This window comes from Pantoea folii, from assembly GCF_056678875.1.
This window is the reverse complement of the sequence record NZ_JBWXON010000024.1, coordinates 35,653-58,384: the sequence shown is the minus strand read 5'-3', so window position 1 is coordinate 58,384 and position 22,732 is coordinate 35,653. Positions and strand designations below refer to the sequence as shown.

The 22,732-nt window shown below is 52.4% G+C and carries 17 protein-coding genes and 1 pseudogene; 10 read left to right on the top strand and 8 right to left on the bottom strand.

What is annotated here, in order from left to right:
• Positions 1-18 precede the first annotated feature (18 nt).
• Together AC1MDE_RS22880 and AC1MDE_RS22875 are read left to right on the top strand one after the other, a co-directional pair.
• Positions 19-2,034: a DEAD/DEAH box helicase gene (locus AC1MDE_RS22880; protein ID WP_479414708.1), complete on the top strand. Its 2,016-nt coding sequence runs from the start codon at positions 19-21 to the stop codon at positions 2,032-2,034.
• 3 nt (positions 2,035-2,037) lie between these two features.
• The gene (locus AC1MDE_RS22875) at positions 2,038-3,300 is read left to right on the top strand and encodes a GIY-YIG nuclease family protein (RefSeq protein WP_479414707.1); all 1,263 of its coding nucleotides are present in this window, start codon (positions 2,038-2,040) and stop codon (positions 3,298-3,300) included.
• Positions 3,301-3,455: 155 nt separating this feature from the next.
• On the opposite strand, the gene AC1MDE_RS22870 is transcribed toward AC1MDE_RS22875, so the two are convergent.
• A complete protein-coding gene (locus AC1MDE_RS22870) occupies positions 3,456-3,623 on the bottom strand; it encodes a hypothetical protein (protein ID WP_479414706.1) in 168 nt (55 codons plus the stop codon).
• Positions 3,624-3,826: 203 nt separating this feature from the next.
• Positions 3,827-4,935 (bottom strand): annotated as a pseudogene (locus AC1MDE_RS22865) (IS3 family transposase).
• Positions 4,936-5,047: 112 nt separating this feature from the next.
• Between AC1MDE_RS22865 and AC1MDE_RS22860 the strand changes: the two are divergent.
• Positions 5,048-5,932, top strand: a complete 885-nt coding sequence (locus AC1MDE_RS22860) for an alpha/beta hydrolase (RefSeq protein WP_480345114.1) — start codon at positions 5,048-5,050, stop codon at positions 5,930-5,932.
• Positions 5,933-6,182: 250 nt separating this feature from the next.
• Positions 6,183-6,809 (top strand): response regulator, encoded by a 627-nt coding sequence (locus tag AC1MDE_RS22855; RefSeq protein WP_058960820.1) that lies wholly within the window; start codon positions 6,183-6,185, stop codon positions 6,807-6,809.
• A 13-nt stretch (positions 6,810-6,822) separates the two neighbouring features.
• Here AC1MDE_RS22855 and AC1MDE_RS22850 read toward each other — a convergent pair whose 3' ends face one another.
• Positions 6,823-10,389: an ATP-binding protein gene (locus tag AC1MDE_RS22850; RefSeq protein WP_479414704.1), complete on the bottom strand. Its 3,567-nt coding sequence runs from the start codon at positions 10,387-10,389 to the stop codon at positions 6,823-6,825.
• A 49-nt stretch (positions 10,390-10,438) separates the two neighbouring features.
• Complete coding sequence (locus tag AC1MDE_RS22845) at positions 10,439-11,062, bottom strand: response regulator (RefSeq protein WP_034828290.1); 624 nt, start codon at positions 11,060-11,062, stop codon at positions 10,439-10,441.
• Between the two features lie 739 nt (positions 11,063-11,801).
• Between AC1MDE_RS22845 and AC1MDE_RS22840 the strand changes: the two genes are divergently transcribed.
• Positions 11,802-14,501: a cation-transporting P-type ATPase gene (locus AC1MDE_RS22840; protein ID WP_479402792.1), complete on the top strand. Its 2,700-nt coding sequence runs from the start codon at positions 11,802-11,804 to the stop codon at positions 14,499-14,501.
• 1 nt (position 14,502) lies between these two features.
• On the opposite strand, the gene AC1MDE_RS22835 is transcribed toward AC1MDE_RS22840, so the two are convergent.
• Both AC1MDE_RS22835 and AC1MDE_RS22830 read right to left on the bottom strand, forming a co-directional pair.
• A complete protein-coding gene (locus AC1MDE_RS22835) occupies positions 14,503-15,504 on the bottom strand; it encodes an AI-2E family transporter (RefSeq protein WP_480345113.1) in 1,002 nt (333 codons plus the stop codon).
• 63 nt (positions 15,505-15,567) lie between these two features.
• The gene (locus AC1MDE_RS22830) at positions 15,568-16,671 is read right to left on the bottom strand and encodes an AI-2E family transporter (RefSeq protein ID WP_480345112.1); all 1,104 of its coding nucleotides are present in this window, start codon (positions 16,669-16,671) and stop codon (positions 15,568-15,570) included.
• Positions 16,672-16,853: 182 nt separating this feature from the next.
• Between AC1MDE_RS22830 and AC1MDE_RS22825 the strand changes: the two genes are divergently transcribed.
• Complete coding sequence (locus AC1MDE_RS22825) at positions 16,854-17,093, top strand: DUF1272 domain-containing protein (RefSeq protein ID WP_058960815.1); 240 nt, start codon at positions 16,854-16,856, stop codon at positions 17,091-17,093.
• Here AC1MDE_RS22825 and AC1MDE_RS22820 read toward each other — a convergent pair.
• The gene (locus AC1MDE_RS22820; protein ID WP_479402790.1) at positions 17,066-17,557 is read right to left on the bottom strand and encodes a 2-thiouracil desulfurase family protein; all 492 of its coding nucleotides are present in this window, start codon (positions 17,555-17,557) and stop codon (positions 17,066-17,068) included. The two genes, AC1MDE_RS22825 and AC1MDE_RS22820, sit on opposite strands and share 28 nt — an antisense overlap.
• 253 nt (positions 17,558-17,810) lie before the next feature.
• Here AC1MDE_RS22820 and AC1MDE_RS22815 point away from each other — a divergent pair, with 253 nt between their 5' ends.
• The 3 genes from AC1MDE_RS22815 (at position 17,811) to AC1MDE_RS22805 (ending at position 19,771) form a co-directional block, all read left to right on the top strand.
• Positions 17,811-18,125 (top strand): hypothetical protein, encoded by a 315-nt coding sequence (locus AC1MDE_RS22815; protein WP_479402789.1) that lies wholly within the window; start codon positions 17,811-17,813, stop codon positions 18,123-18,125.
• A 236-nt stretch (positions 18,126-18,361) separates the two neighbouring features.
• Complete coding sequence (locus tag AC1MDE_RS22810) at positions 18,362-18,835, top strand: RcnB family protein (protein ID WP_479398113.1); 474 nt, start codon at positions 18,362-18,364, stop codon at positions 18,833-18,835.
• Between the two features lie 108 nt (positions 18,836-18,943).
• Positions 18,944-19,771 (top strand): Cof-type HAD-IIB family hydrolase, encoded by an 828-nt coding sequence (locus AC1MDE_RS22805; RefSeq protein ID WP_480345111.1) that lies wholly within the window; start codon positions 18,944-18,946, stop codon positions 19,769-19,771.
• A gap of 159 nt (positions 19,772-19,930) precedes the next feature.
• On the opposite strand, the gene AC1MDE_RS22800 is transcribed toward AC1MDE_RS22805, so the two are convergent.
• Positions 19,931-21,076 (bottom strand): iron-containing alcohol dehydrogenase, encoded by a 1,146-nt coding sequence (locus tag AC1MDE_RS22800; RefSeq protein WP_480345110.1) that lies wholly within the window; start codon positions 21,074-21,076, stop codon positions 19,931-19,933.
• Between the two features lie 292 nt (positions 21,077-21,368).
• On the opposite strand from AC1MDE_RS22800, the gene gntT reads away from it, so the two are divergent.
• On the top strand, positions 21,369-22,685 hold the full coding sequence (gene gntT, locus AC1MDE_RS22795; protein ID WP_045816524.1) for a gluconate transporter: 1,317 nt from the start codon (positions 21,369-21,371) through the stop codon (positions 22,683-22,685).
• Positions 22,686-22,732 lie beyond the last annotated feature (47 nt).

Below are 22,732 nucleotides of genomic sequence, written 5' to 3'. Positions count from 1 at the left end.
CATACAGAGGATTGCATTGTGGAAAATATTTTACAGGTGACTTACGGTCAGACTGGGCAAAGTGCGAGTCTAAATGAGTTTGGTATGCGGGAAATGCAGTCACGAGCCTTTGAGCAGCGCAATAGCCCTTATCTACTTATCAAAGCTCCGCCAGCGTCTGGTAAATCAAGAGCATTGATGTTCCTTGCCCTAGATAAACTTGTTAATCAGGGTTTACGCAAAGCTATTGTCGCGGTCCCTGAAATGTCTATCGGAGGTTCGTTTAAAGATACTGAACTTACGAAACACGGTTTCTTTGCTGACTGGAAAGTAAAACCTGAAAATAATCTGTGCATTGGCGGTGGAGAGGCAGGAAAGGTTGAAGCCTTTAAACGATTTATGGCGAGTCCTGACGATATTCTGATCTGTACTCATGCCACCCTGCGTTTTGCTTTCGATAAGCTTAATGTTGAATCGCTTAATGATTGCTTGGTCGCAATTGATGAGTTCCATCATGTCTCTGCGGATGAAAACAACCGTTTGGGCAATCTGATTGATGCTCTGATGAAAGGTTCTAATGCACATATTGTTGCAATGACTGGTTCTTACTTCCGAGGGGATACCGTACCCATTCTGCAACCCGAAGATGAAGCCCAGTTCACGAAAGTTACCTATACCTACTACGAACAGCTCAATGGATACCAGTATTTAAAATCTTTAGGCATTGGCTACCATTTTTATCAGGGTCCATACATTAAGGCACTACCTTCAGTGCTGAATGCTAGCAAAAAAACAATCATCCATATTCCCAATGTTAATTCCGGCGAATCAACAAAAGATAAGCATGCCGAGGTTGATGCCATCCTGGATGCGCTGGGTGAGGTGCAACAGCAAGAGCCAGATACCGGTATCTATCGAGTGAAACGCAAAAGCGATGGCAAATTGTTGCGTGTAGCGAATCTAGTTGATGATAACCCGGCAGAAAGACCGAAAGTACAGGCGTATCTACGTAATATCCATTCCGCCGACGATATGGATATCATTATTGCGTTAGGTATGGCGAAAGAGGGGTTTGACTGGCCATTCTGTGAACATGTACTGACCATTGGTTATCGCAGCTCGATGACAGAAATTGTACAAATAATTGGGCGTGCGACACGAGATTGTGAAGGCAAAACTCACGCACAGTTTACCAACCTTATTGCTCAGCCTGATGCTCAAGATGATGACGTTAAAGTATCGGTAAACAACATGCTTAAAGCCATCACCACCTCGTTGTTGATGGAGCAGATAATGGCTCCAAATATTCAATTTAAACCACGATCTCAATGGACTGGCGAGCCGTTACCTGACAATACGGTTCTGATTGATGATCATGCATTACCGGTATCAGATAAGGTCCTAACAATCCTTAATGGTGGTAAAAACGAGATCCTGGCGGCGTTAATGGCGAATGAACAGGTGGTTAAAGAGGCTATAACCGAATCAATACCGCCTGAGGTGATCACACAGGTAGTGTTACCATCGGTGATACAAACGCTTCACCCTGACCTGACTGAATACGAACTGGAGCAGGTACGCAGTGGTATTCTGCAGAGTCTTTTTGTAGGTCAATATGGTGGTCTCATTGATGAAGCCGATTTACCGACGGATGCTATTATCGATAACACCCTAGGTCAGCGTACCGGCAATTCGAACGACTCATTAAACATCAACAATCAGTTCATAAAAATGGGTGATAAATTCATCAATATTGAGAATTTGAATATCGACCTAATTGATGTGGTGAATCCTTTTCACGGTGCTTACGAGATTTTATCAAAATCTGTCACCGCGACGATGCTAAAAACTATTCAGGAAGCAGTCAGAGCGAATCAGGCGCAGGTATCTGAGGAAGAAGCTGTGATGCTCTGGCCCAGAATTAAAGCATTTGCCAGTGAACATCAACGGGAACCATCACTGAATGCCAGTGACGCAATAGAGGTTCGTTACGCTGAAGCACTGGCCTATATTCGGAAAATGAAACAACAGCGTGCTGTGCGACAGGAACCGTAACTCATGCTCAGACTTTCTCCTGTTCAACCTCGTCACAAAGTGACCATTGACGATATTTTTTCTGAAGCTGATGATCTGGGTTTACTGGTGGTTGAACCACTGAAAATTTATTCACCTACGGGTAATCTTTCGGTCAGTCGGTTAGAAGAGATTAATTCGTTTTATGCTGTTCACGGTCATTCTCCTCGAGCCGAATCGGATGAGTTTAAAGAAACTTTGCTTGCTCAACGTTTGCGAGCACTCAGAGATAACAAACAATGCCATGACGTGTTGCAGCCGTTTGATATCCACGGCTTGCTTGCGGATGAAAACACCGGGAATCCCCACGAACCATCGGTATCATTGTTAACTCCCTCTATCATGGTTGATAAATCTGAGTTGGTCACTTCGCTGGAGGATATTTTTGCTGATGACGATGATGGATTGCTCTCATTTGCTGAGCCCGAAATTTTCACGTTAAAACATGTTCCTATTGAAAAGAAAACACAGCCTGACGATATTGCCAAACGACAGCCTTGCCCAGATTTTTATCGATTTTCCCCACTGTTTGAGACAGTCCAAAATGGTCTGAAAACGGGAGCGTTTTCATTTGTTCGCTTCCGCCATGAGTTAAAAATTCATGAAGGTGATTTTTTTATTCTCAATGGGGTTATGGGCTATGTCGACAAAGTTGGCGATAAGTTAGAGGAATATGGTCCCTGGAATGCCCGTCTGCATCTGGTGTTCGAAAACGGGACTGAGATGAATATGCTTTTCCTTTCACTTACGCATGGTTTAGTACGAGACACAGAAGGTCGCAAAATTATTCTGAACGGCCAAAATGTGCGGCCAGATGAGACACCGATTCCAACAGGATATGTCTATGTCCTTGCCACGCATAGCAACCAGCCAGCTCTTCAACGTTTTAAACCTGATTTGTATAAAATTGGCTTTACCGAAGGAACTATCGAAGAGCGCATCAAACACGCTGAAAAAGATAAAACCTTCCTCGAAGCACCCGTTCGTATAGTTATGACCACGCAATGCTTCAACATCAACACTCACAAACTTGAAACGCTTATTCATGGTTTTTTAGGTAAGCAACGGCTCAATATCACGCTACGAGGTTTGGATGGACAAATTTATAATCCTCGTGAATGGTTCCATGCTCCTTTAGCGACTGTTCTCTCGGTAATTAAGTACATTCTTGATGGTACTATTTCACAATACCGAATGGACAATACGACAGGGAAGATAGTGGCGAAGAGAGATACTCATCATTCATGAGGCTGGTAGTAATAATTTAACTATGATTTGAGCCCCCTGGTTCTGTAGAAGTTTTTGTCCACATAACAAGGTTTGCTCGATGAGATATAAGCTGACACTAAACTAGGGATTATAGTGTCAGCCTTCATCGGCAATTTCAGCGATGCTTCTGTTCTTTAAGATTTGCGAGTAAATAAATCAATAACATTTGATTTTTCATCTTCTTTTACTACAGATGTCAGACTATTCTTGAGTTTAATTTTTGAATTAATATCAAGTAATGGTTTATCTGCTAAATATCCGCGTGGAAGAGAAAGAATATCTTCAGCGTCAACACGTGACATGCTTAAAGTTTCAAGTAAGGTTGATTTAGAGAATGTGTTTGTTTCAAACAACAAATTGATACATCGTGGCAGTAATCTCACTGACTCCGGTTTACGAAGATCATCTGACCTGCCCCCAGTATTAGATACAACCTTCAGTTAGTAATGTCGGTTGGTGACCCTGACCCCGAATATGATCCATGCATAATCAGGAATAACCGGCTTCAGGTTGGTTGCTTATTCTGGCAACCGGCAGATTTTTCGGCGAATTCGAATGGGGTCATCCAGCCCAGCGCAGAATGGGGACGACTCTGGTTATAGTGTATGCGCCAGGCCTCGATTTTGCACCGGGCATCCTCCATGGACATAAACCAGTTCTCGTTCAGGCACTCCTGACGCAACCTGCCGTTGAATGATTCCACCGTGGCATTATCCGTGGGCGTACCTGGCCGTGAGAAGTCAATCCGGATATCACGTTCGTACACCCACTTATCCAGCATTTTTCCCGCAAATTCAGAGCCATTGTCTGTTTTCAGGAGCTGTGGTAACGGGCGTCTCAACGCGATGGTATTCAGCATCTCAGCCACTTCTGAAGAGCGCAGGTTCTGGCCTACGCAGATCCCCAGACATTCGCGCGTGTAGAGATCGATTACCGTCAGAAGGCGAAGCCGGCGACCGTCAAACAGCGCATCGGAGACAAAGTCCATCCCCCATACGTGATTGGGATACAGCCCCTGCGGCTGGGGTTGACATTTCAGCACAGATTTATTGCGACGGGGGCGTTTTAGCCGCAGCGATAATCCCTGCTCGCGGTAAAGCCGGTAAATACGCTTGTGATTATCGCGCCAGCCTTCCCGTTTCAGCATGACGTGAACCCTGCGGTAGCCATAGTGAACACGGGTTTCAGTTATTTCCCTGATGCGCAGCCGCAGTGCGCTGTCGTCAGCCGCAACGGAGCGGTAACGGTATGAACTGCGGCTGATCTTAAGCGCGAAGCAGACCTGTCTTTCACTGGCACCGTAGCGGGTCTGCAAGTCCCTGACCTATTCGCGCAGGCGTGCCAGCGTCAGCTCTTTTTTGCCAGAACGTCCTGCAGCATGGCCTTGTCGAGGCTCAGATCGGCAACCAGCTTCTTCAGGCGTAGGTTTTCCTCCTCGAGCTGCCGCATATGCTTCAGTTCTGAAGGAGAAATCCCGCCGTACTTTTTGCGCCAGGTGTAGAACGTGGCATCGGAGATGCCCAGCTTGCGGCAGACTTCCGGTACGGGCGTACCCAGCTCAGCCTGCTTCAGGGCAAAGACAATCTGCTCTTCGGTGAATCGTGACTTTTTCATCGGCACAACCTCCGCTCAGGGGAGTCATTATCATGCCGGAATTCTGTTTCTGAATGGAGCAGGATTTCGGGTCAGGGTCAGGTGGCTCCACACCCTTTTACCGGAGCAACTTATGAACAAGACACAGCATCCCTTTACCGATCACGATCGTTTGCAGGTGCAGCAATCACTGGCCGAGCAGCAAGCGCATCGCGAGAACTTTAGCGGCACAATGCGCGAGTATTATGACGAGATGACTGCAGAGACACCGCTGGCAGCAGTCGTGCACTGTGAGCACGTCGCGGATTCGGGTTGGTGGCTGCATCCGCAGGAGGCATGCACCGAGCAGGTTATCGTGTTCATCCATGGCGGGGCATATATGCTCGGCAGCGCGCAGGCTTATCGCGGATTTGCCAGCCAGCTGGCGGTGCGCACCGGCTATTCAACCTTCGTGCTGGACTATCCGCTGGCACCGGAACATCCATTCCCGGCCGCGCCGGACAGGGTGATTGAGATACTGAAAGAGCTAGTCGACAGCGGCATTGAACATATCGCGCTGATGGGGGATTCAGCCGGTGCTGCGCTGTCACTGGTGGCGCTACAACATCATCAGCTGGTGCAGAAAATCCGTGCTGCGTTGCTGTTTTCACCATGGACCGATCTGACCTTCAGCGGCGATTCGTTTAATGATCCCAGCACACGCGATCCGATTTTCCAGCCATCGATCCTGCGGGATGCTGCTGCGGCTTATTTGCAGGGCGCATCGGCGGAGGATCAACGCGCCTCGCCATTGTTTGCGCAGTACCGTCAGTTACCACCGCTGATGATTCAGGTTGGCACCGAAGAACTGTTGCTGGATGACGCCACGCGCTTAGCGGCTCACTTCGCTGAGCAGGGCGGTGAAGTGCTGTTGGATATCTATCAAGGCATGCACCACGTGTTTCAACGGGATATCCGGTTGGATGCAGCGCGTCACGCACTGGATATCGCCGCCCGTTTTATTCGCCGGCATCAGTAACACTTCATGTGCCCGGCCAGTGATTTCCGCAACACAGGCCGGGCACAAATCCATCCTCTCATCCCCCCCATCACATTTATTTTAGCAACCGCCAAATCCACCGATATAACCGTTAAGGGATCGTTTCCGAAGAGGGGGGCTGGCGAGTCAAAGGCGAGTCAGTTTGGCGCTGATGCCTGACGGTTAATGACGCACGTCAATTCACCCAGCCGCTCTACTTTATCGGTCAATGCGCGGGACGGGGTGAAGAATGGAAAAGGTACTGATTGTTGACGATCATCCAATCACGCGATTAGCGCTCAAGCTAGTCATTGAACAAGACAATCGGATAGTCGTAGGAGAAGTGGGCGATGGCATTCAGGCTATAAAGTTTGTGAAAAAACTGCAGCCGGATTTAGTGATTATTGATATCGATATCCCGGTGCTCAACGGTATCGATGTCATCAAGCGCGTGCGCCAGAGCGGGCACAAGAGGGGGATTTTGGTGCTCTCCGGCAAAGACAGCGAGCACTATATCCGCCGCTGTGCCATGGCGGGTGCCAATGGTTTTATCAGTAAGTGCAAAGAGTTAACCGAGCTGAAAGATGCGATTCGCGCCATCAGCAAAGGATATGCCTTTTTCCCGATGAATTGTGCGCGTCAGGGCTTGCATCTTGAGGATGAAAACAGCGACCAGCGCAAGATTGACGAGCTGTCGCCGAAAGAGCTGGATGTGTTGCGGCAGCTGGCGCGCGGCGAGAAAGTGGTGGATATCGCGCGAGGCATGAACATCAGCGATAAGACCGTCAGCACCTATAAAAGCCGGCTGATGATGAAGCTGGAGTTAAAGAATCTGGTGGATGTGCTTGATTTTGCCCAGCGGCACAATCTGGATTGAGACGCTCGGCAGTTCATGCGCTGAACTCGTCTTTGAGAAAGGTTTCGATAGCCTGATTTAACACTTGCACGCAGCCCAGCGTTTTATCGAGCATCTGGCCGAGATGGCGTTCATCGGCTGGGGCGCTACAGGCTTGTTCTAATTCGCGGCACTGATCGGCAATCGATATGGCGCCGATGATCTGCACTGAACCTGCCAGACGGTGCAGGCTGCGCTCCAGCGCGGGCCAGTCGCGATTCTCGTAACAGGTGCAGGCCACCTGCATATCCTGCAGATTCTCATCGCGGGTGGCGCTGAGCAGGCGCTGCAGCATCTCGTTGTCCTGATGAGCCAGTTCGCGCAGGGCGTTAAGATCGAGCAGATGATTCAGCGCGACATGGCCGGGACAGGGCACAGCAGCAGGGCGCGGCACCTTTTGCAGCAGTGCTTCCAGCTGCGGCAGACGCAACGGTTTGAACAGGCAGTCATCCATGCCCGCTTCGAGGCAGCGGGAACGCTCTTCCGGCTGCGCGTTGGCGGTCAGTCCCATAATGGTGAGCGGTTCACGCTGTTTCTTGCGCAGTTCGCGCGTCAGGGTAAAGCCATCCATCACCGGCATGCTGCAATCGGTGATCACCAAATCAATCTGGTTTTCCTGCCACAACCACAGCGCCTGTTCGCCATCCTCGGCTTCAATCACTTTGTGTCCCAGTCGGGTGAGCTGGCGTTTCAGCAGCAAGCGGTTGGCAGGATGATCATCCACCGTCAGGATGGTTAACGGCAGGCCACAGGCATCCTGCTGGCGTATCGGTTCCACTGGCACGCTGACCGCTTCACGGCAATCTACCGGAATGCGCACGCAGATGCGGGTGCCGCGCCCCGGCTGGCTGTGCAGCGTCAGGCTGCCCGCCATCATCGCCACCATTTGTTCGCAAATCGCCAATCCAAGTCCGGTGCCGCGCTGTTTTTTGCCCGATGCGGACTGTTCGTAAGGATTGAATATCAGTTGCTGATCCTCTTCGCTGATGCCGATGCCGGTATCCTGCACCGTGAGTTCCAGCGTAGCGCGATCGCCTTCTCCAGGTTTGCTACGCACCTGTACTTCCACCGTGCCGCGCTCGGTGAATTTGATGGCGTTGCTTATCAGGTTAGAGAGGATTTGCCGCAGACGCATCGGATCCAGCAGCAGTTCGTCTGGATGCAGCACATCAATCTGATAGTGCAGCAGCAATCCTTTCTGGCGCGCCAGCCCTTCGAACACGCGCACCACCGGTTCGGCCAGCGTATCGAAGCGCACCCATTCCGGCGACAGTTCCAGCTTGCCCGATTCGATTTTCGCCATGTCGAGGATATCGCCAATCAGCCCCATCAGCGATTGCGCGGATTCATAGGCGACGCGTACCGATTCTTTATCGCACGGCTGTTGCAGACGATTGGCGACCGCCAGCTCCAGTAATCCAATAATCGCGCTGATCGGCGTGCGGATTTCGTGGCTCATAGTGGCGAGGAAGGTACTTTTGGTGCGGTTAGCTTGTTCGGCGCGCTCGCTGGCCTGCAGCAGATCGCGGGTCAGTTGTTCATGTTCCGTCACATCCTGCCAGCTGCAAATCATTCCGGCGATGTTGCCGTGATTATCGCGAAACGCCACTGCGCGGTGGATGACATCACGCAGTTCGTGGCCGTTATCGATCTGGCCGCGCTGCGGTGCCATCTCCAGTGAGGTTTGCTCCGCCAGCAAGGCCATTTGCGCCTGGCAGATGGCGTGCAACGGGTGCGCGCTGTCACTGAGCGGCAATTGGCTAATATTGGAGTGTGCATCGTTGAAGAACTGGCTCCAGGCCGGATTTTTGTTGGTCATCTCGCCTTTGTGGTCAATGACGTAAATCGGCACCGGCGTGCCGTTGAACAGGGTTTTCTGGAAGGTGGCTTGTTCCTGCAGCCGCGCCTGCGCCTCTTTACGCTGACGCACCGCGCGATGCAGATGGTAGTTCCAGAAAAGCGAGGTGATCACCAGCACCGCGAAGATCCCGGCCAGCCAGTAGAATTCGTGGCGATACGCCATCCATGTATCGAGTTTAACATCGGGCGTGCCCTGCCATTTCATCGCCAGCAGCGAGATATCGCGCGGCGGGATGGTCGCCAGCACCTTGTTCAGGATGCTTAGCAGTTCCGGATTATCGCGCCCCACGGCAAAGGCAATCCGCGCCGGATTTTCCCCGAGGCGTGAAACAATCTGGAGGCGATTACTGAAGTAACGATCGATCATGTAGCGCGCGGCAATCAGGTTATTCACCGCGCTATCCACCCGGCCTTCGTTAACCATCTGCAGCGCGATGCTGGCGTTCTCGACGGTGACCAACTTGATGTGGGGGAAATTTTCCTTCAGCCAGCCGATAAGTTCATGCTGGGGCGTAATCGCCAGCGTGTCGGTGTCATTGAGTGATTTGGGCGCACCCAGCGTGTTTTTGCTCACCAGCACATACGGCGGCAGCACGTAAGGGCGGGAGAAGAGGGCGCGCGCTTCACGCTGCGGGCTGTGGGCCAGCGAGCCAATCAGCTCAACTTCATGGCGGCTCAACTGGTCGATCATCGCGTTGACGGATGAGGCCTCCACCATGGTGAAGTCGATGCCGGTGCGCAGGTGGATCAGGCGCAGTAAGTCTGCTGTCATACCGTTAAATTTGTTGTGCCGATCTTTTAGCGTGAAAGGCGCATCGAGCGGGTTCATCACCACGCGCAGCGTCTGATGCTGAGCCAGCCAGCGCCGCTCGCGGTCGGTGAGTTGCAGAGGCGGCGCCGCCATCATCGGCGGCATGCTTTGCACCCATTGATGGAAGATGGCTTTATGCTGCTGCAAGGGAATGGCGTTCAGCACCGCATTGACGCCCCGAAACAGTGGCGCATTGCGGATGGGCAACACAAAGCGCGGTCCGGCATCGGTGGGCTCAAAAATGCGTATCACGGACAGCGTTGAGGCGTAGTTGCGTTCAATCAGGTAGTTGGCGGTGTTGAGATTGCCAATAAAGTAGTCGTTTTCGCCAAAGGCTAAAGACGCCAACGCACTGAGCGCAGAAGGATAGCGGGTGATTTTCGCTTCCGGATAACGCGCCTCGATCCAGGCATCGCTCAGGTAGCCTCGCGGCATGGCGATTTGCATCGGCGAATTATCATCACTCATTTCAGACATGATGTTATCGCGTGACACCATCGCAGGATAATCAGAGGCAAACGGGGTACTCAACAGCAGTTCTTCGCCAGTGGGTTCCGGGCTGCCCGCGCTGTCCACCAGCATATCGACCTTGCCTTGCTGCAGCGCATCAAGCGCCGCACTGCGGCTGCTGTAATAGTGCGTGTTGATGTGCAAACCGAGGTAATGCAGGACTAAAGCGGTGTAATCCGCGGAAATTCCTTCCAGCGTGTTGGCATCAATGACCATATCGAACGGGGGATTTTCAGGCGCGTAAATGGCGACGCTGACTTCGCGCTTTTCGCCCAGCCAGCGCCAGTCGTTGTCGGGGAGATCAAAGGTCAGCAGGACATTTTGTTCACGGCTGACCAACTGCATGATGCGGGGATCTTCCGCCCTGATTGGCTGACTCATCAGGCAGAGCATCAGGCCTATCAGGAGGAGTAATTTAACCATCACTCTGTCAGGCGATATTATTGCGTTTAGCGAACTCGTAAAGGCCGACCATATTTTGAATGTCGAGCTTTTCCATTAATCGGCGTTTATAAGTGCTGACGGTTTTATCACTGATTTTCATCCGCTGTGCCATTTCCACCACTTTCATTCCTTTGGATAAATACACCAGTACCTGCAATTCTTTACTGGAGAGGCCAGCAATTTTATTTTTGTCTTCCTGAATATCATCCGGTAAACCCTGACGTCGGCGATTTAAAGGAAAGAAGCCATATCCGGCATTAATCGCGCGAATGGCATCGTGCAATTCGGTCATGTTATTGCGCTTGCTAATAAAACCATCGGCACCGGCAGTGGCGCTGCGCTTGATGTAGTGGTCAACGTCCTTGCCGGTCAGCACCAGAATACCGCCGTTAAAGCCGTTGTGGCGCAGCCTCTGTACCAGATCGATGCCGTTGTAAGAAGGCATATCGATATCCACGATGATCAAATCCGGCGACAGTTTCTTGGTGAGCGCTAATGCTTCAAATCCGTCATCCGTTTCGCCCACCACATTCATGTTATCCGTTTCAAGCAGCAGTCTTAATGCCATCCGAACCACCGGATGGTCATCAACGATAAGAACTTCCTTCATATGGCTGTCCTGTTTATTGCGGTGAATAGAATATTCATAAGGATTGGTTTCATTGGTTAGCAGATTTTAAGAGTAAAGTTTAAATGGCGCAAATAATTATTTTGTAAGGTTTTCCTGATGCGATAAATATCATGACCTGACGTGTAATTTATATATTTACTATAGTTTTTAATCAGTTTTCTAATTATGCGATGAGTCATTTAAATTCAGTGATGTCACTGGGCCTTGAGGTGATGAGTTCGACGTGAAAACAGTAAAAAGTTTTCACTGTGGGTAAATGTTAAGGTGTGCAGGTAGTGGTCTTATCGGGGCGAGACGAGAAATCAGAGTCTCTCGTCGGAAAGACAAAGTGTGACCTTGTTTAGATTGGGTTTAATTTTACCTGAAGGTAAAGTTATTTATGTGATCCTAAGAGTAACGTCATAAAATGTCACTGAACTAATAGTCATGTCAGTAAGTAACCTTGCATAAATAAACAAGTGAAGTTGGTCCAACATGCTGTTTTAAATGATTAAATTTATGTTTATGTTGTGATTTTTTATCGGCAAATAAAGCATCATCACCTCTGATTTCCAGAGTGTGATTAATTCAATGCTGAATGATTATCAGCGATGTTAATTAACGGTCTAATTAACTAAAACATGACCCCGGTCATCTCGGTAAAGATTAATAATATTAAACTGGGCTTTTGTTTTTACTCTCCTTTTTTCATTTTATTGTCAACCGCACGGGGTGAAATATGACCGTTGTTCCTTTCCGTCCAGATCGATCGGATTTATCTGATCGACCCTTATATCAGCTCGACAGTACCAGCGCTTTTATCCGCTTAAACAGTTCGCCCAGTGGCTTGCAGACCGAAGAGGCGAAGGCGCGTCTGGCGGCTAACGGGTGCAACGTGCTGCCACAGAAAGCCGAAAAATCACTGCTGATGCGCTTTCTGGCGCACTTTAAAGATGTGCTGATCTACATCCTGCTGGCGGCAGCGCTGATTACCGCGGTGATGGGCCACTGGGTGGATACCTTTGTCATTCTCGGCGTTGCTGTCATCAATGCACTGATTGGATTTATCCAGGAAAGTAACGCCGAGAAGTCATTGAAAAGCATTCAGAACATGCTGTCGAACGAAGCGATGGTATTGCGGGATGGACGGCAGATGACGATACCGACCGAAGAGCTGGTGGTCGGTGACGTGGTGTTGCTGCGTCCTGGCGACAAGGTACCTGCCGATCTGCGTTTGTTCGACGTGCACAATTTGCGGGTAGAAGAAGCCATCCTCACTGGGGAATCCACGGTGGTGTCCAAATTAAGCGATGCGCTGGAAGGCGAAAAGTCGCTGGGCGATCGGCTGAATCTGGCTTATTCCGGTACTACGGTGAGTTCTGGCACTGCCGCAGGTGTGGTGATCGCCACTGGCGGTGATACCGAGTTGGGGCACATCAACGCGATGATCTCCTCCATCGAAGAAGCAAAAACGCCATTGCTGGTGCAGATTGAAAAACTCGGTAAGGCGATTTTCTACATCATTTTGCTGATGATGGCCGCGCTGTTCGTGTTCGGTTATCTGCTGCGCGACATCCCGCTGGCGGAACTGCTGCTGGCGGTGATCAGCCTGGCGGTGGCGGCGGTGCCAGAGGGTTTGCCGGCGATTATATCGATCATTCTCTCACTTGGCGTGCAGTCGATGGCGCGCAATCATGCCATCATTCGTAAGCTGCCGACGGTAGAAACCCTCGGTGCCATGTCAGTGATCTGCTCGGATAAAACCGGCACGCTGACCATGAACGAAATGACGGTGAAAGCGCTGGTGCTGGCGAACAGTCACTGGCGTATCAGTGGCAACAGCTACGAGCCGAAAGGAGAGTTTCAGCTGGAGAGTGGACAGCGCGATGAGGCATTGCTCAACGGCTTTTTACAGACGGTGGATATCTGCAACGAGAGCCAACTGAGGCAGGATAATCAGGGTCACTGGGGGATTGTCGGTGGCCCTACCGAGGGCGCGCTCAAGGTGCTGGCGGCGAAAGCGGGAATCAACTCGGAATCTGTGCAGGTGCTGAGCAAGCTGCCGTTTGACTCGGCCTACAAATACATGGCCGTGAGTTGCCTGATTGATGGCAAAGCGTGCCTGTTACTGACTGGCGCACCGGATGTGCTGCTTGCGCTATGTCAGCAGCAGCAGGGCGCGCAGGGTGCCGAAGCGCTGGATCGCGACTACTGGAACGCCGCGATCACCACTTATGCCAGCGAAGGGCTGCGCACCGTGGCCGCGGCCTGGCGCTGGCTGCCGGAGGGCCAGCAGCGGATCGATCACGCCGATCTGCGCGAGGGCATGATGATGCTGGGTCTGGCGTGCATGATGGATCCGCCGCGTCCGGAAGCGATTACCGCCATACGCGACTGCCAGCAGGCCGGGATTCGCGTCAAAATGATCACCGGCGATCACCCGGAAACGGCGATGGCCATCGGTCAGATGTTAGGCATCGGCAACAGCGACAGCGCCGTCACCGGTTATCAGCTGGAGCACATGGATGATGCGGAACTGGGCAAAGCGGCACGCGAGTACGATATTTTCGCACGCACCAGCCCGGAACATAAGCTGCGTCTGGTGAAAGCGCTGGCAGAGAGCGGGGAAATCGTCGGGATGACCGGCGATGGCGTGAATGATGCCCCTGCGCTGAAACAGGCCAATGTCGGCATCGCCATGGGCATCAAAGGCACCGAGGTGACCAAAGAGTCGGCGGACATGATTCTGGCGGATGACAACTTCGCGACTATCGCGGCGGCGGTGAAAGAGGGGCGTCGCGTTTACGATAACCTTAAGAAAACCATTCTGTTTGTGATGCCGACCAACCTCGCACAGGGGCTGTTGATCATCATCGCCATTCTGATGGGCAATCTATTACCGCTGACGCCGGTGCAGATTCTCTGGATGAATATGGCGACCTCAGCAACACTCTCATTTGGGCTGGCATTCGAAGCCGCCGAGCGCAATATCATGCGTCGGCCGCCGCGTAACGTGCGCAGCCATGTGATGGATGGTTACGCCATCTGGCGAGTGGTTTTTGTCGGGTTACTAATTTCGATTAGCGCCTTTGTGCTGGAAGCCTGGCTGCAGCCGCGCGGTTACTCGCCGGAGTTTATCCGTACGGTGCTGCTGCAGATGCTGGTGACTGCTCAGTGGGCGTACATGCTCAACTGCCGCAATAGCAATGGCTTCTCACTGGATGCTGGCTTGCTGAAAAATCGCGGTATCTGGCTGGTAACGCTGGTGCTGGTGGCGCTGCAGGCGATGATTATCTATCTGCCGCTGATGAATACGCTGTTTGGCACCGAGCCGCTGCCGATTAAATATTGGTTTATTTCGCTGGCAGTCAGCGCCGGGATATTTGTGCTGGTGGAAATTGAGAAGCATCTGACGCGCGGCTGGCGCGTCGCCCGATAACTCACTCTGGCTGGCGCAGTGCCAGCCAGACTTTTTTCAGCAAGAAGGTGAGAGGAATCGCCAGTATCGCACCGGTCATGCCCAGCAGCGCTTGCCAGAACAGGAAGGCCAGCAGCTGCACGGTCAGGGTGAGATTAAGGCGCTTGCCGAGCATCAGCGGCTCCAGCACCGAACTGAGCAGCAGGTTCAGCACCACAAAGAATCCCACCATCATCAGGCTGGTTTGAGTATCGAACAGGATAAAGGTTTGGATCACCGGCGGACTGGCCGCGAGAAAGGAACCGAGCACCGGAATGTAGTTGAAGATAAACATCAGCACGCCCCACAAAAAGGCGAACTTCAATCCCAGCAGATGCGCCATGCCCCAGACAATCACGCCGCCCAGCAGGCCGGTCAGCGTTTTCACCCGCGCATAAACAATCACACTCTGAATCCCTTCTTCCAAAGCGATAAACAGCGCAGTGTGCTGTTTACTGGCGCGCAGGGTGCGTTTCAGCAGCGGCAGCTCAATCAGCATAAACAGCAGCATCAGGAACACCATCAGCCACCACGAAAGCAGGCCGGGGATTAACGACAGTTGATAGGTGACAAAGCGCACCACCGCACCGGCATCGACAAAATTCAGCATCTCATCGGCGGTGAGGGCAATGCCCATCTGGCTCAACGAGAGCGTCAGGTATTGCAGCTTGGCTGCTACCAGATTGGGTGCCTGACGGCTGAGTTTGATCAGGTCGGGCGCGGAAGCGCTGAGTGACATAATGGTGATGACGATCAGCAGCAGCAAAATCACAATCACCAGCAGAGAGGAGAGCGTGCGCGGGATGCCGCGTTGCGCCAGGCGGCTAATCAGCGGATCGAGCATCACGGCAAGAAACATCGCCAGCAGTACCTGGTTGATCAGCGGCGCGCCAAGGCGCAGCCCAAATAGCACGAGGGTCAGACATGCGAGCAGAATGAGTGCCTGCGCCAGCGGCGCGAAAGATTTTAACCAACCCTGGTACATCGATGCAGTTCTCCGGTAAACGGGCGGTTGCCGAGTGCAGCAACCGCCTGACAGGGAAACGCCTTACTCGCGCGATTTCCCCTCTTCAATCACTTCTTCGTCGATTTCCTCGACATTGTCGCGGTTGTCGCGCCCGGAGAGCAGGTTCCAGCAGGCGATAAACAGCGCGGCAATCAACGGGCCGATGACAAAGCCATTGATACCGTAAACTTCCATGCCGCCCAGCGTCGAGATCAGGATCAAGTAGTCAGGCATTTTGGTGTCTTTTCCGACCAGCAGCGGACGTAAAATGTTGTCTACCAGACCGACGATCACCACAAAGAAGCCAACCAGGAACAGACCTTTCCATATCGCGCTGGTGGCGAAGAAGAAGATTGCCGCAGGCACCCAAACGATGGCGGAACCGACCGCCGGGATCAGCGACAGAAACGCCATCAACGCACCCCACAGCAAGCTGCCGTCAATGCCGGTGAACCAGAAGGCAAGACCGCCCAACACGCCCTGAACCACCGCGACCACCACCGTGCCTTTGACGGTAGCGCGTGAGACGGCGGCAAATTTCACCATCAGGTGATGCTTCACGTAGGTAGAGAGCGGCAGTGCTTCCAGTATCAGATTCACCAGCCATGGGCCATCCTTCAACAGGAAGAACAGCAGATAGAGCATCACGCCGAAGCCAACCGTAAAGGTGAACGTTCCTTTACCGATCATGAACACGCTGCCTGCCATGTATTGGCCGCCTTTGAGGGCAAATTCAGACAGTTTCTGCTGAATCTGGCCGGCATTGTTGAGGTTGTGCTCCGCGAGATAACTCTGCGCCCAGTTCGGTAAGTGCTGCATTAATTCGGCAAACACCGTCGGGAACTGTGACGAGCTGTTCTGCAGTTTGGTGTACACAGTATTGACTTCAACTACCATCGACGAGGTGATAATCGCTAATGGCGTGAACACGATCAGACAGATGATCGCCAGAGTGGCAAAGGCAGCGAGCCCGTTACGATCGCCCATTTTGCGGCGCAGCAATGACTTCAGCGGATGGAAGATCACCGCCAGAATGGCTGCCCAAAAAATGGCAGAGAAGTATGGTGTCAGCACATCAAAAAAGGCGTAGGTGACTATCGCCAAAATAACAATAAAGAAGCAGAAGTTAAGTCCTTTAATACGCATTCAATTGTCTCGTGAGTAAACGTGGCGATTGAACTATAGAACGTGATTAGCGGAATGTAATGCTTTTAAGCCACGCGTGCGGACATCGGATGTCCCGATTTGTCCTGCTGATGTCTGCAACCGGGCTAGCGCGTTTGAGGTAACACGGTGATGATGGTGAAAAATCTGACTGGAGATGAACCATGCTGGAACTGCGTCCCAACTGCGAATGCTGTGATAAAGACTTACCGCCGGACTCACCCGATGCACGCATCTGCTCGTTCGAATGCACCTTTTGTGTCGAGTGCGTGGAAACCACGCTGAATCATCGCTGCCCAAACTGTGAGGGGGAACTGGTGCGCCGTCCGGTGCGTCCGGCGGCGGCGTTAGCACGCCATCCGGCCTCGACCACGCGTCATTTATCGGCTTCCGCGACACGCTGAATGAGTTCGTCAAGCTGCGCTTCGTTGAAGACTTCGATGCCGTGCTGGCGCAGCAGGGCGGCGGCCACCCCATTGCCTGCAATTTTTTCGCCGCTGAAGTGGCCATCATAAATCTGCCGACTGCCACAGGTTGGGCTGCCATCGGTGAGCAGGGCAAAACGACACTGCGCCTCCTGCGCGGCGCGCAACGCCAGCCAGGCGGCCAGCACATAGTGCTGAGTGACATCATCGCCGTTTGATTCGATAATTTTCGCCTCACCCTTGAGAACCTGTTCAGCATTACCGCCACGAATTTCAGCGGGCAATCGCGGGGTGTTCAGGCCTGCCGCTAACTCGGGGCAGTGGATCACCAGACGATGTTCGGCGCGCCACCGCGCCTGTGTGCGAGAGATGAGCAACTTATCGCTGCCATTATAACGAACCATAAATCCCATCAGGCAGGCACTGACTAATATTCTTTCCATGACTCCATCCTTCGGAAATAAATCGCAGCGGTAACGTAATATTCTAACGCTGATATCGAAGTTGAAATAAAAATCCATTAAGCGAGGTAAAGCCTGCGCTATATTTAGCGCGATATTAATCACGATTGTGAATTAATCGAGGTGCTGCAGGATTCTAACGTATTAATGCCGGATAAATTGATGAATAACGCTGAAGTCTGGTTAATAAAAGGGTTTTCCGACGCAGGTTGAAGGGAATGGTATTGATTTAGCAGTGTTTTATCGCCTGGTGGTTGTGTGGTTATCGTTGGGGGCAGGTTCGTTTCTATCACCACGACGGTGCGAAATTTATCAAACCGCTATTCTGGTCAGAGCACAGACCTTATTTGTGCATCAGATCCCTCGCACAGCAGATTATTTTTCTGCGCCATTTTATTTTTACGGTTTTTTCCGAAAAGCAGGGGTTTTTAAAAGAATTTTGCATTTTAAAATGGTATTGTTTATCCGCAATGCTAGTGATGTGGCGTTGTGTGCTTCAGTTTTACCCTCAATTTTAGGGTTTACCCGCTTTATGCAATTTATGGAATAGCATTCTCCACCCGATCCTCGCGATCGGGTTTCTTTCCTCTCCGCTGTAGTATGAATCCGCTGACTTTAAGACCAGATAATGTCAGAAAAGACACAATCGTTAAGAAATCGATAATTTGTAGTAATTTAATGTAAGTATGCGATTTTTAAGAGTTTTGGAAATCCTCTTTTGCTTTTGATTGGTGAATAGTGTCTCTCGACGGCGCAGTAACTGCCGTTATCATTGGAGGCAACATCATGAAAAAAACAACATTAAGTCTTATTGCGTCACTTATTGCATGCAGCACACTGTTCTCTTCCGTCTCCTGGGCTGATGGCCCGGGCGACCAGCGCTGGCAGCAGCACGGCGGCGACCAGCATCAGGATCATGGGCGTGGCCCTGACCATGGCGGCGATCGCGGCCCCGATCATGGCTACAAACATGGCCCGGACCGTGGCCCGGATCATCATGACCGTTATGCCGACCATCGTGGCCCAGATGGACACCACGACGGCGATCACTTCGCCTGGAACGGCCACGATTTCCGTCGCGGTCACCCGATGCCGCCAGAATTCCGTGGCCCGCACTATCGTGTAGATGACTGGCGTGAACGCCGTCTGCCAGAGCCGCCGCGCGGTGAGTACTGGTCTTACATTGACGGCAATTACGTCCTGATTGCTGCCGCCACTGGCGTGATCACCTCGCTGCTGCTGAACGGCGCATTTAACTAATCTCCCCCACGGATGGCTTCGGCCATCCGTGTTTCTCTCTGCTTTCTGCCCTCACCAGGTTATTCTCTATGCGACCCTTTTTTCCCTACAACGCGCTAAGGAGTCATGATGACCGTGGTAAAAATGGTGGCAGTAGACAAGGACGGCACCTTTCTCGACGATAAAAAGCAGTACAACCAGGCTCGTTTTCAGGCTTGTTATGAAGAGATGAAACGGCGCGGCATCAAATTTGTGGTCGCCAGTGGCAATCAGTATTACCAACTCAAATCCTTCTTCCCCGATATCTCCAGCGAAATTGCCTTCGTCGCCGAAAACGGTGCATGGATCATCGATCGCGATGAAGAGCTGTTCTGCGGCGCATTCAGCCGCGACGATATCGATGCGGTACTCGACACCCTGCACAACGGGCACTACCCGGAACTGCGTTATATCCTCTGCGGACGTGAAAGTGCTTACTACTTCGAAGGTCTCGACGAGAGCTGGCTGGTGAAGATGCGCCACTACTGCCACCGTCTGAAGCCGATTCGCAGCCTCGATGAGGTCGCGGATGACAAACTCTTCAAGTTCGCCCTCAATCTCTCCGATGATTATGTTGAACCGTTAATGGCCGATATCGAACGCTTGCATCAGGGTTCGGCCGCAGCGACCTCCAGCGGCCACGGCTCAGTGGATCTGATTGTGCCAGGCAATCACAAAGGGCATGGGCTCGATCTGCTCGGCAAACGCTGGGGCATCGATCGCAGCGAGATTTTGGTGTTTGGCGATGGCGGTAACGATCTGGAGATGTTGCAGCAATCGGGCTTTAGCTTCGCCATGGCGAATGCACCGCAAAAAGTGAAAGATGCCGCACGCTATGAAGCGCCCAGCAACAATGAAGAGGGCGTGCTGCAGGTGATCGAACAGATGCTGACGGGCAAAGCGCCGTTTAGCCTCTGAGCGTCATCTGACACTTAATTCATTGTTTGCTTTGCCGATGCGCGAGGCGTATGCAGGCGCGGCGAGATGAAGCTGCACGACATTGCGCTGTAAAGTGGCGGGAAAGTCATGTTGTGCGGGTATGCTTTGGCGCGCCCGCACCGTCTAAATCAACCGATGTTATGCAACGTGCCAGGCCGCAGTAATCATCTCGGTGAGGGTGGGGGCATCGTAACTGACCCAGCCGTTTTTACTGTTGGCGCGCGCGACAATCCAGTCAACGTCGGTGGCGCTCAAGGTCGGCCCATCCTGCCAGAACGGCACAATCGCATGCGCCTGCAACCAGGCTTTGAGCGCCAGCGCGGGCGGCGCCGGATCGTCCGGTAGCAATGCTTGCCCCAGCTGTGTCATCAAACGCTTCTGTTCGGCGTGTTCTGTTTCCGCCAGCACATCGAGGAATGGGAACAGCAAACGTCCACACACTTCTCCGTGATGGAAAGGTTTGATGGCGCCCAGTTCACCGGCAATCCCATGAATCACGCCCAATCCCGCACTGCTCAGGCAGACACCGCCCAGCCAGGAAGCCATCATCATCGCTTCTCGTGCTTCATCACCTTGTGCATCGTCACGATTCAGGTTTGGCCATGCCTGAAAGAACAGCCGCAGCCCATTCAGCGCCGTTTGTTGGGTAAACAGATTGCCTTTGCGCGACAGATACGCTTCAAACAGATGGGTAAAGGCATCAATGGCGCAGGTGGCCAGTACGCTATCTGGTGTGCCCTTGAGCAAATCGGCATCCAGAATTGCCACCTGTGGTACAAACACCGGATGGCGCAACGAGGCTTTCACCTGAATATGCTGCTGATTGGTCACCACGGCGTTTTGCGTCGCCTCACTGCCCGTTCCCGCTGTGGTGGGAATGGCGATCAGTGGCAGAGTGATCGCCTGAACCGGCGTATCACCCACTTTCTCCAGGTAACGTGCGGTATTCAGCGGATGCTGCATCATGGCGCTGAAGGCTTTAGCCGCATCCAGCACGCTGCCGCCGCCGATTGCTACCACGCGATCCACATGGCCGCGCCAGCGATTCACCCAGGCATCAATTTCATCCGGCGAGGCTTCATGGCTGACAATTTCATAGCTCAGAATCTGGTCATTGAGTGCCGCGCCCAGTCTTTGCCAGGCAGGACCGTTGAGGAAAGAGCGGCCACAAAACAGCAGCGTCGGTTGGGGATGGGCGGCCAGCAGTGGTATTAGTCGGTCGATGCTGCCACGTCCAAACAGGGTTTGTTGATTACTGTACAACTCGATCAGATTCTCACTCACCTGCAGATCCTTTTTTTGAAGGGCATAAAGACCTTAGTGTAACCAAATCCCGTCAGGCCTCCGCTGCAAACATTCTGATAACTGCCAGGCAAAAAGTTGATCACCTTCGCAAAACAGAAATTCCCCCCGCACGGCTGATGCTTTGTGCGCAATGTTACCCTTAACATGATACCCGTAACATTGTGCGACAGACCGCGTGCCTCTCAGCGATGTCACCGAATCGACTGTCATTTGGGATCAACAAAACAAACCGCTGACGACATGCTGTCGTGCGCAAAAGTGGAGAAAAATTATGCCATTACTCTATGTGGCGATTGGCGTAGCCTTACTGCTGCTGTTAATGATTCGCTTCAAGCTGAACGGATTTATCGCGCTGATCCTGGTCGCGCTGGCGGTGGGCATGATGCAGGGTATGCCCGTCAACAAAGTGATTGGATCGATCAAAACTGGCGTGGGCGGCACGCTTGGTAGTCTGGCGCTGATCATGGGCTTTGGCGCGATGTTGGGAAAACTGCTGGCTGACTGCGGCGGTGCCCAGCGTATTGCCACCACGCTGATTGCTAAATTTGGTCAAAAACACATTCAGTGGGCGCTGGTCTTAACCGGCTTCACGGTGGGCTTCGCGCTGTTCTATGAAGTGGGCTTTGTGTTGATGCTGCCGCTGGTGTTCAGCATCGCGGCGTCGGCGCGTGTGCCGCTGTTGTACGTCGGCGTGCCGATGGCTGCGGCATTGTCGGTGACGCACGGTTTCCTGCCTCCGCATCCAGGTCCAACGGCGATTGCGACGCTGTTCAACGCCGATATGGGTAAAACGCTGCTGTATGGCACCCTGCTGGGTATTCCGACCGTGATTCTGGCGGGCCCGGTGTATGCGCGCTTCCTGAAAGGCATCGACAAACCGATTCCTGAAGGTTTGTGGAACCCGAAAACCTTTACCGAAGCGGAAATGCCCGGCTTTGGCGTCAGCGTCTGGACGGCGTTAGTGCCGGTAGTGCTGATGGCCTTGCGTGCCGTGGCGGAGATGGTGTTGCCGAAAGGGCATCTGTTGTTGCCGTATGCGGAGTTCTTTGGTGACCCGATTATGGCAACGCTGATTGCGGTACTGATCGCTATCTTCACCTTTGGTCTGAACCGTGGACGTAGCATGGATGAAGTGATGGGCACCATCACCGACTCGATCAAAATCATCGCCATGATGCTGTTGATCATTGGTGGCGGCGGGGCGTTCAAGCAGGTGCTGGTGGACAGCGGTGTCGATAAATACATCGCGAGTATGATGCACGAGACCAATGTATCGCCGATCTTTATGGCGTGGTCCATCGCGGCGGTGTTGCGTATCGCATTGGGTTCAGCCACCGTGGCGGCGATTACCGCTGGCGGGATCGTTGCGCCACTGATTGCCACCAGCGGTGCCAGCCCGGAACTGATGGTGATTGCCGTGGGTTCTGGCAGCGTGATCTTCTCTCACGTCAACGACCCGGGCTTCTGGCTGTTCAAGGAATACTTCAACCTGACCATCGGTGAAACCATCCGCTCCTGGTCCGCGCTGGAAACCATTATTTCGGTGTGTGGTTTGGTCGGCTGTTTGCTGCTGGCTAACGTGATCTGAAGGAAATTAGCTGAGGCGATGTGCCTCAGCTTTCTTATTACTGGGAT

Coding starts and splice junctions, on each gene's coding strand:
- AC1MDE_RS22875 (WP_479414707.1), top strand. CDS start 2,038: ATGCTCAGACTTTCTCCTGTTCAACCTCGTCACAAAGTGACCATTGAC.
- AC1MDE_RS22870 (WP_479414706.1), bottom strand. CDS start 3,623: ATGTCACGTGTTGACGCTGAAGATATTCTTTCTCTTCCACGCGGATAT.
- AC1MDE_RS22860 (WP_480345114.1), top strand. CDS start 5,048: ATGAACAAGACACAGCATCCCTTTACCGATCACGATCGTTTGCAGGTG.
- AC1MDE_RS22855 (WP_058960820.1), top strand. CDS start 6,183: ATGGAAAAGGTACTGATTGTTGACGATCATCCAATCACGCGATTAGCG.
- AC1MDE_RS22850 (WP_479414704.1), bottom strand. CDS start 10,389: ATGAGTCAGCCAATCAGGGCGGAAGATCCCCGCATCATGCAGTTGGTC.
- AC1MDE_RS22845 (WP_034828290.1), bottom strand. CDS start 11,062: ATGAAGGAAGTTCTTATCGTTGATGACCATCCGGTGGTTCGGATGGCA.
- AC1MDE_RS22840 (WP_479402792.1), top strand. CDS start 11,802: ATGACCGTTGTTCCTTTCCGTCCAGATCGATCGGATTTATCTGATCGA.
- AC1MDE_RS22835 (WP_480345113.1), bottom strand. CDS start 15,504: ATGTACCAGGGTTGGTTAAAATCTTTCGCGCCGCTGGCGCAGGCACTC.
- AC1MDE_RS22830 (WP_480345112.1), bottom strand. CDS start 16,671: ATGCGTATTAAAGGACTTAACTTCTGCTTCTTTATTGTTATTTTGGCG.
- AC1MDE_RS22825 (WP_058960815.1), top strand. CDS start 16,854: ATGCTGGAACTGCGTCCCAACTGCGAATGCTGTGATAAAGACTTACCG.
- AC1MDE_RS22820 (WP_479402790.1), bottom strand. CDS start 17,557: ATGGAAAGAATATTAGTCAGTGCCTGCCTGATGGGATTTATGGTTCGT.
- AC1MDE_RS22810 (WP_479398113.1), top strand. CDS start 18,362: ATGAAAAAAACAACATTAAGTCTTATTGCGTCACTTATTGCATGCAGC.
- AC1MDE_RS22805 (WP_480345111.1), top strand. CDS start 18,944: ATGACCGTGGTAAAAATGGTGGCAGTAGACAAGGACGGCACCTTTCTC.
- gntT (WP_045816524.1), top strand. CDS start 21,369: ATGCCATTACTCTATGTGGCGATTGGCGTAGCCTTACTGCTGCTGTTA.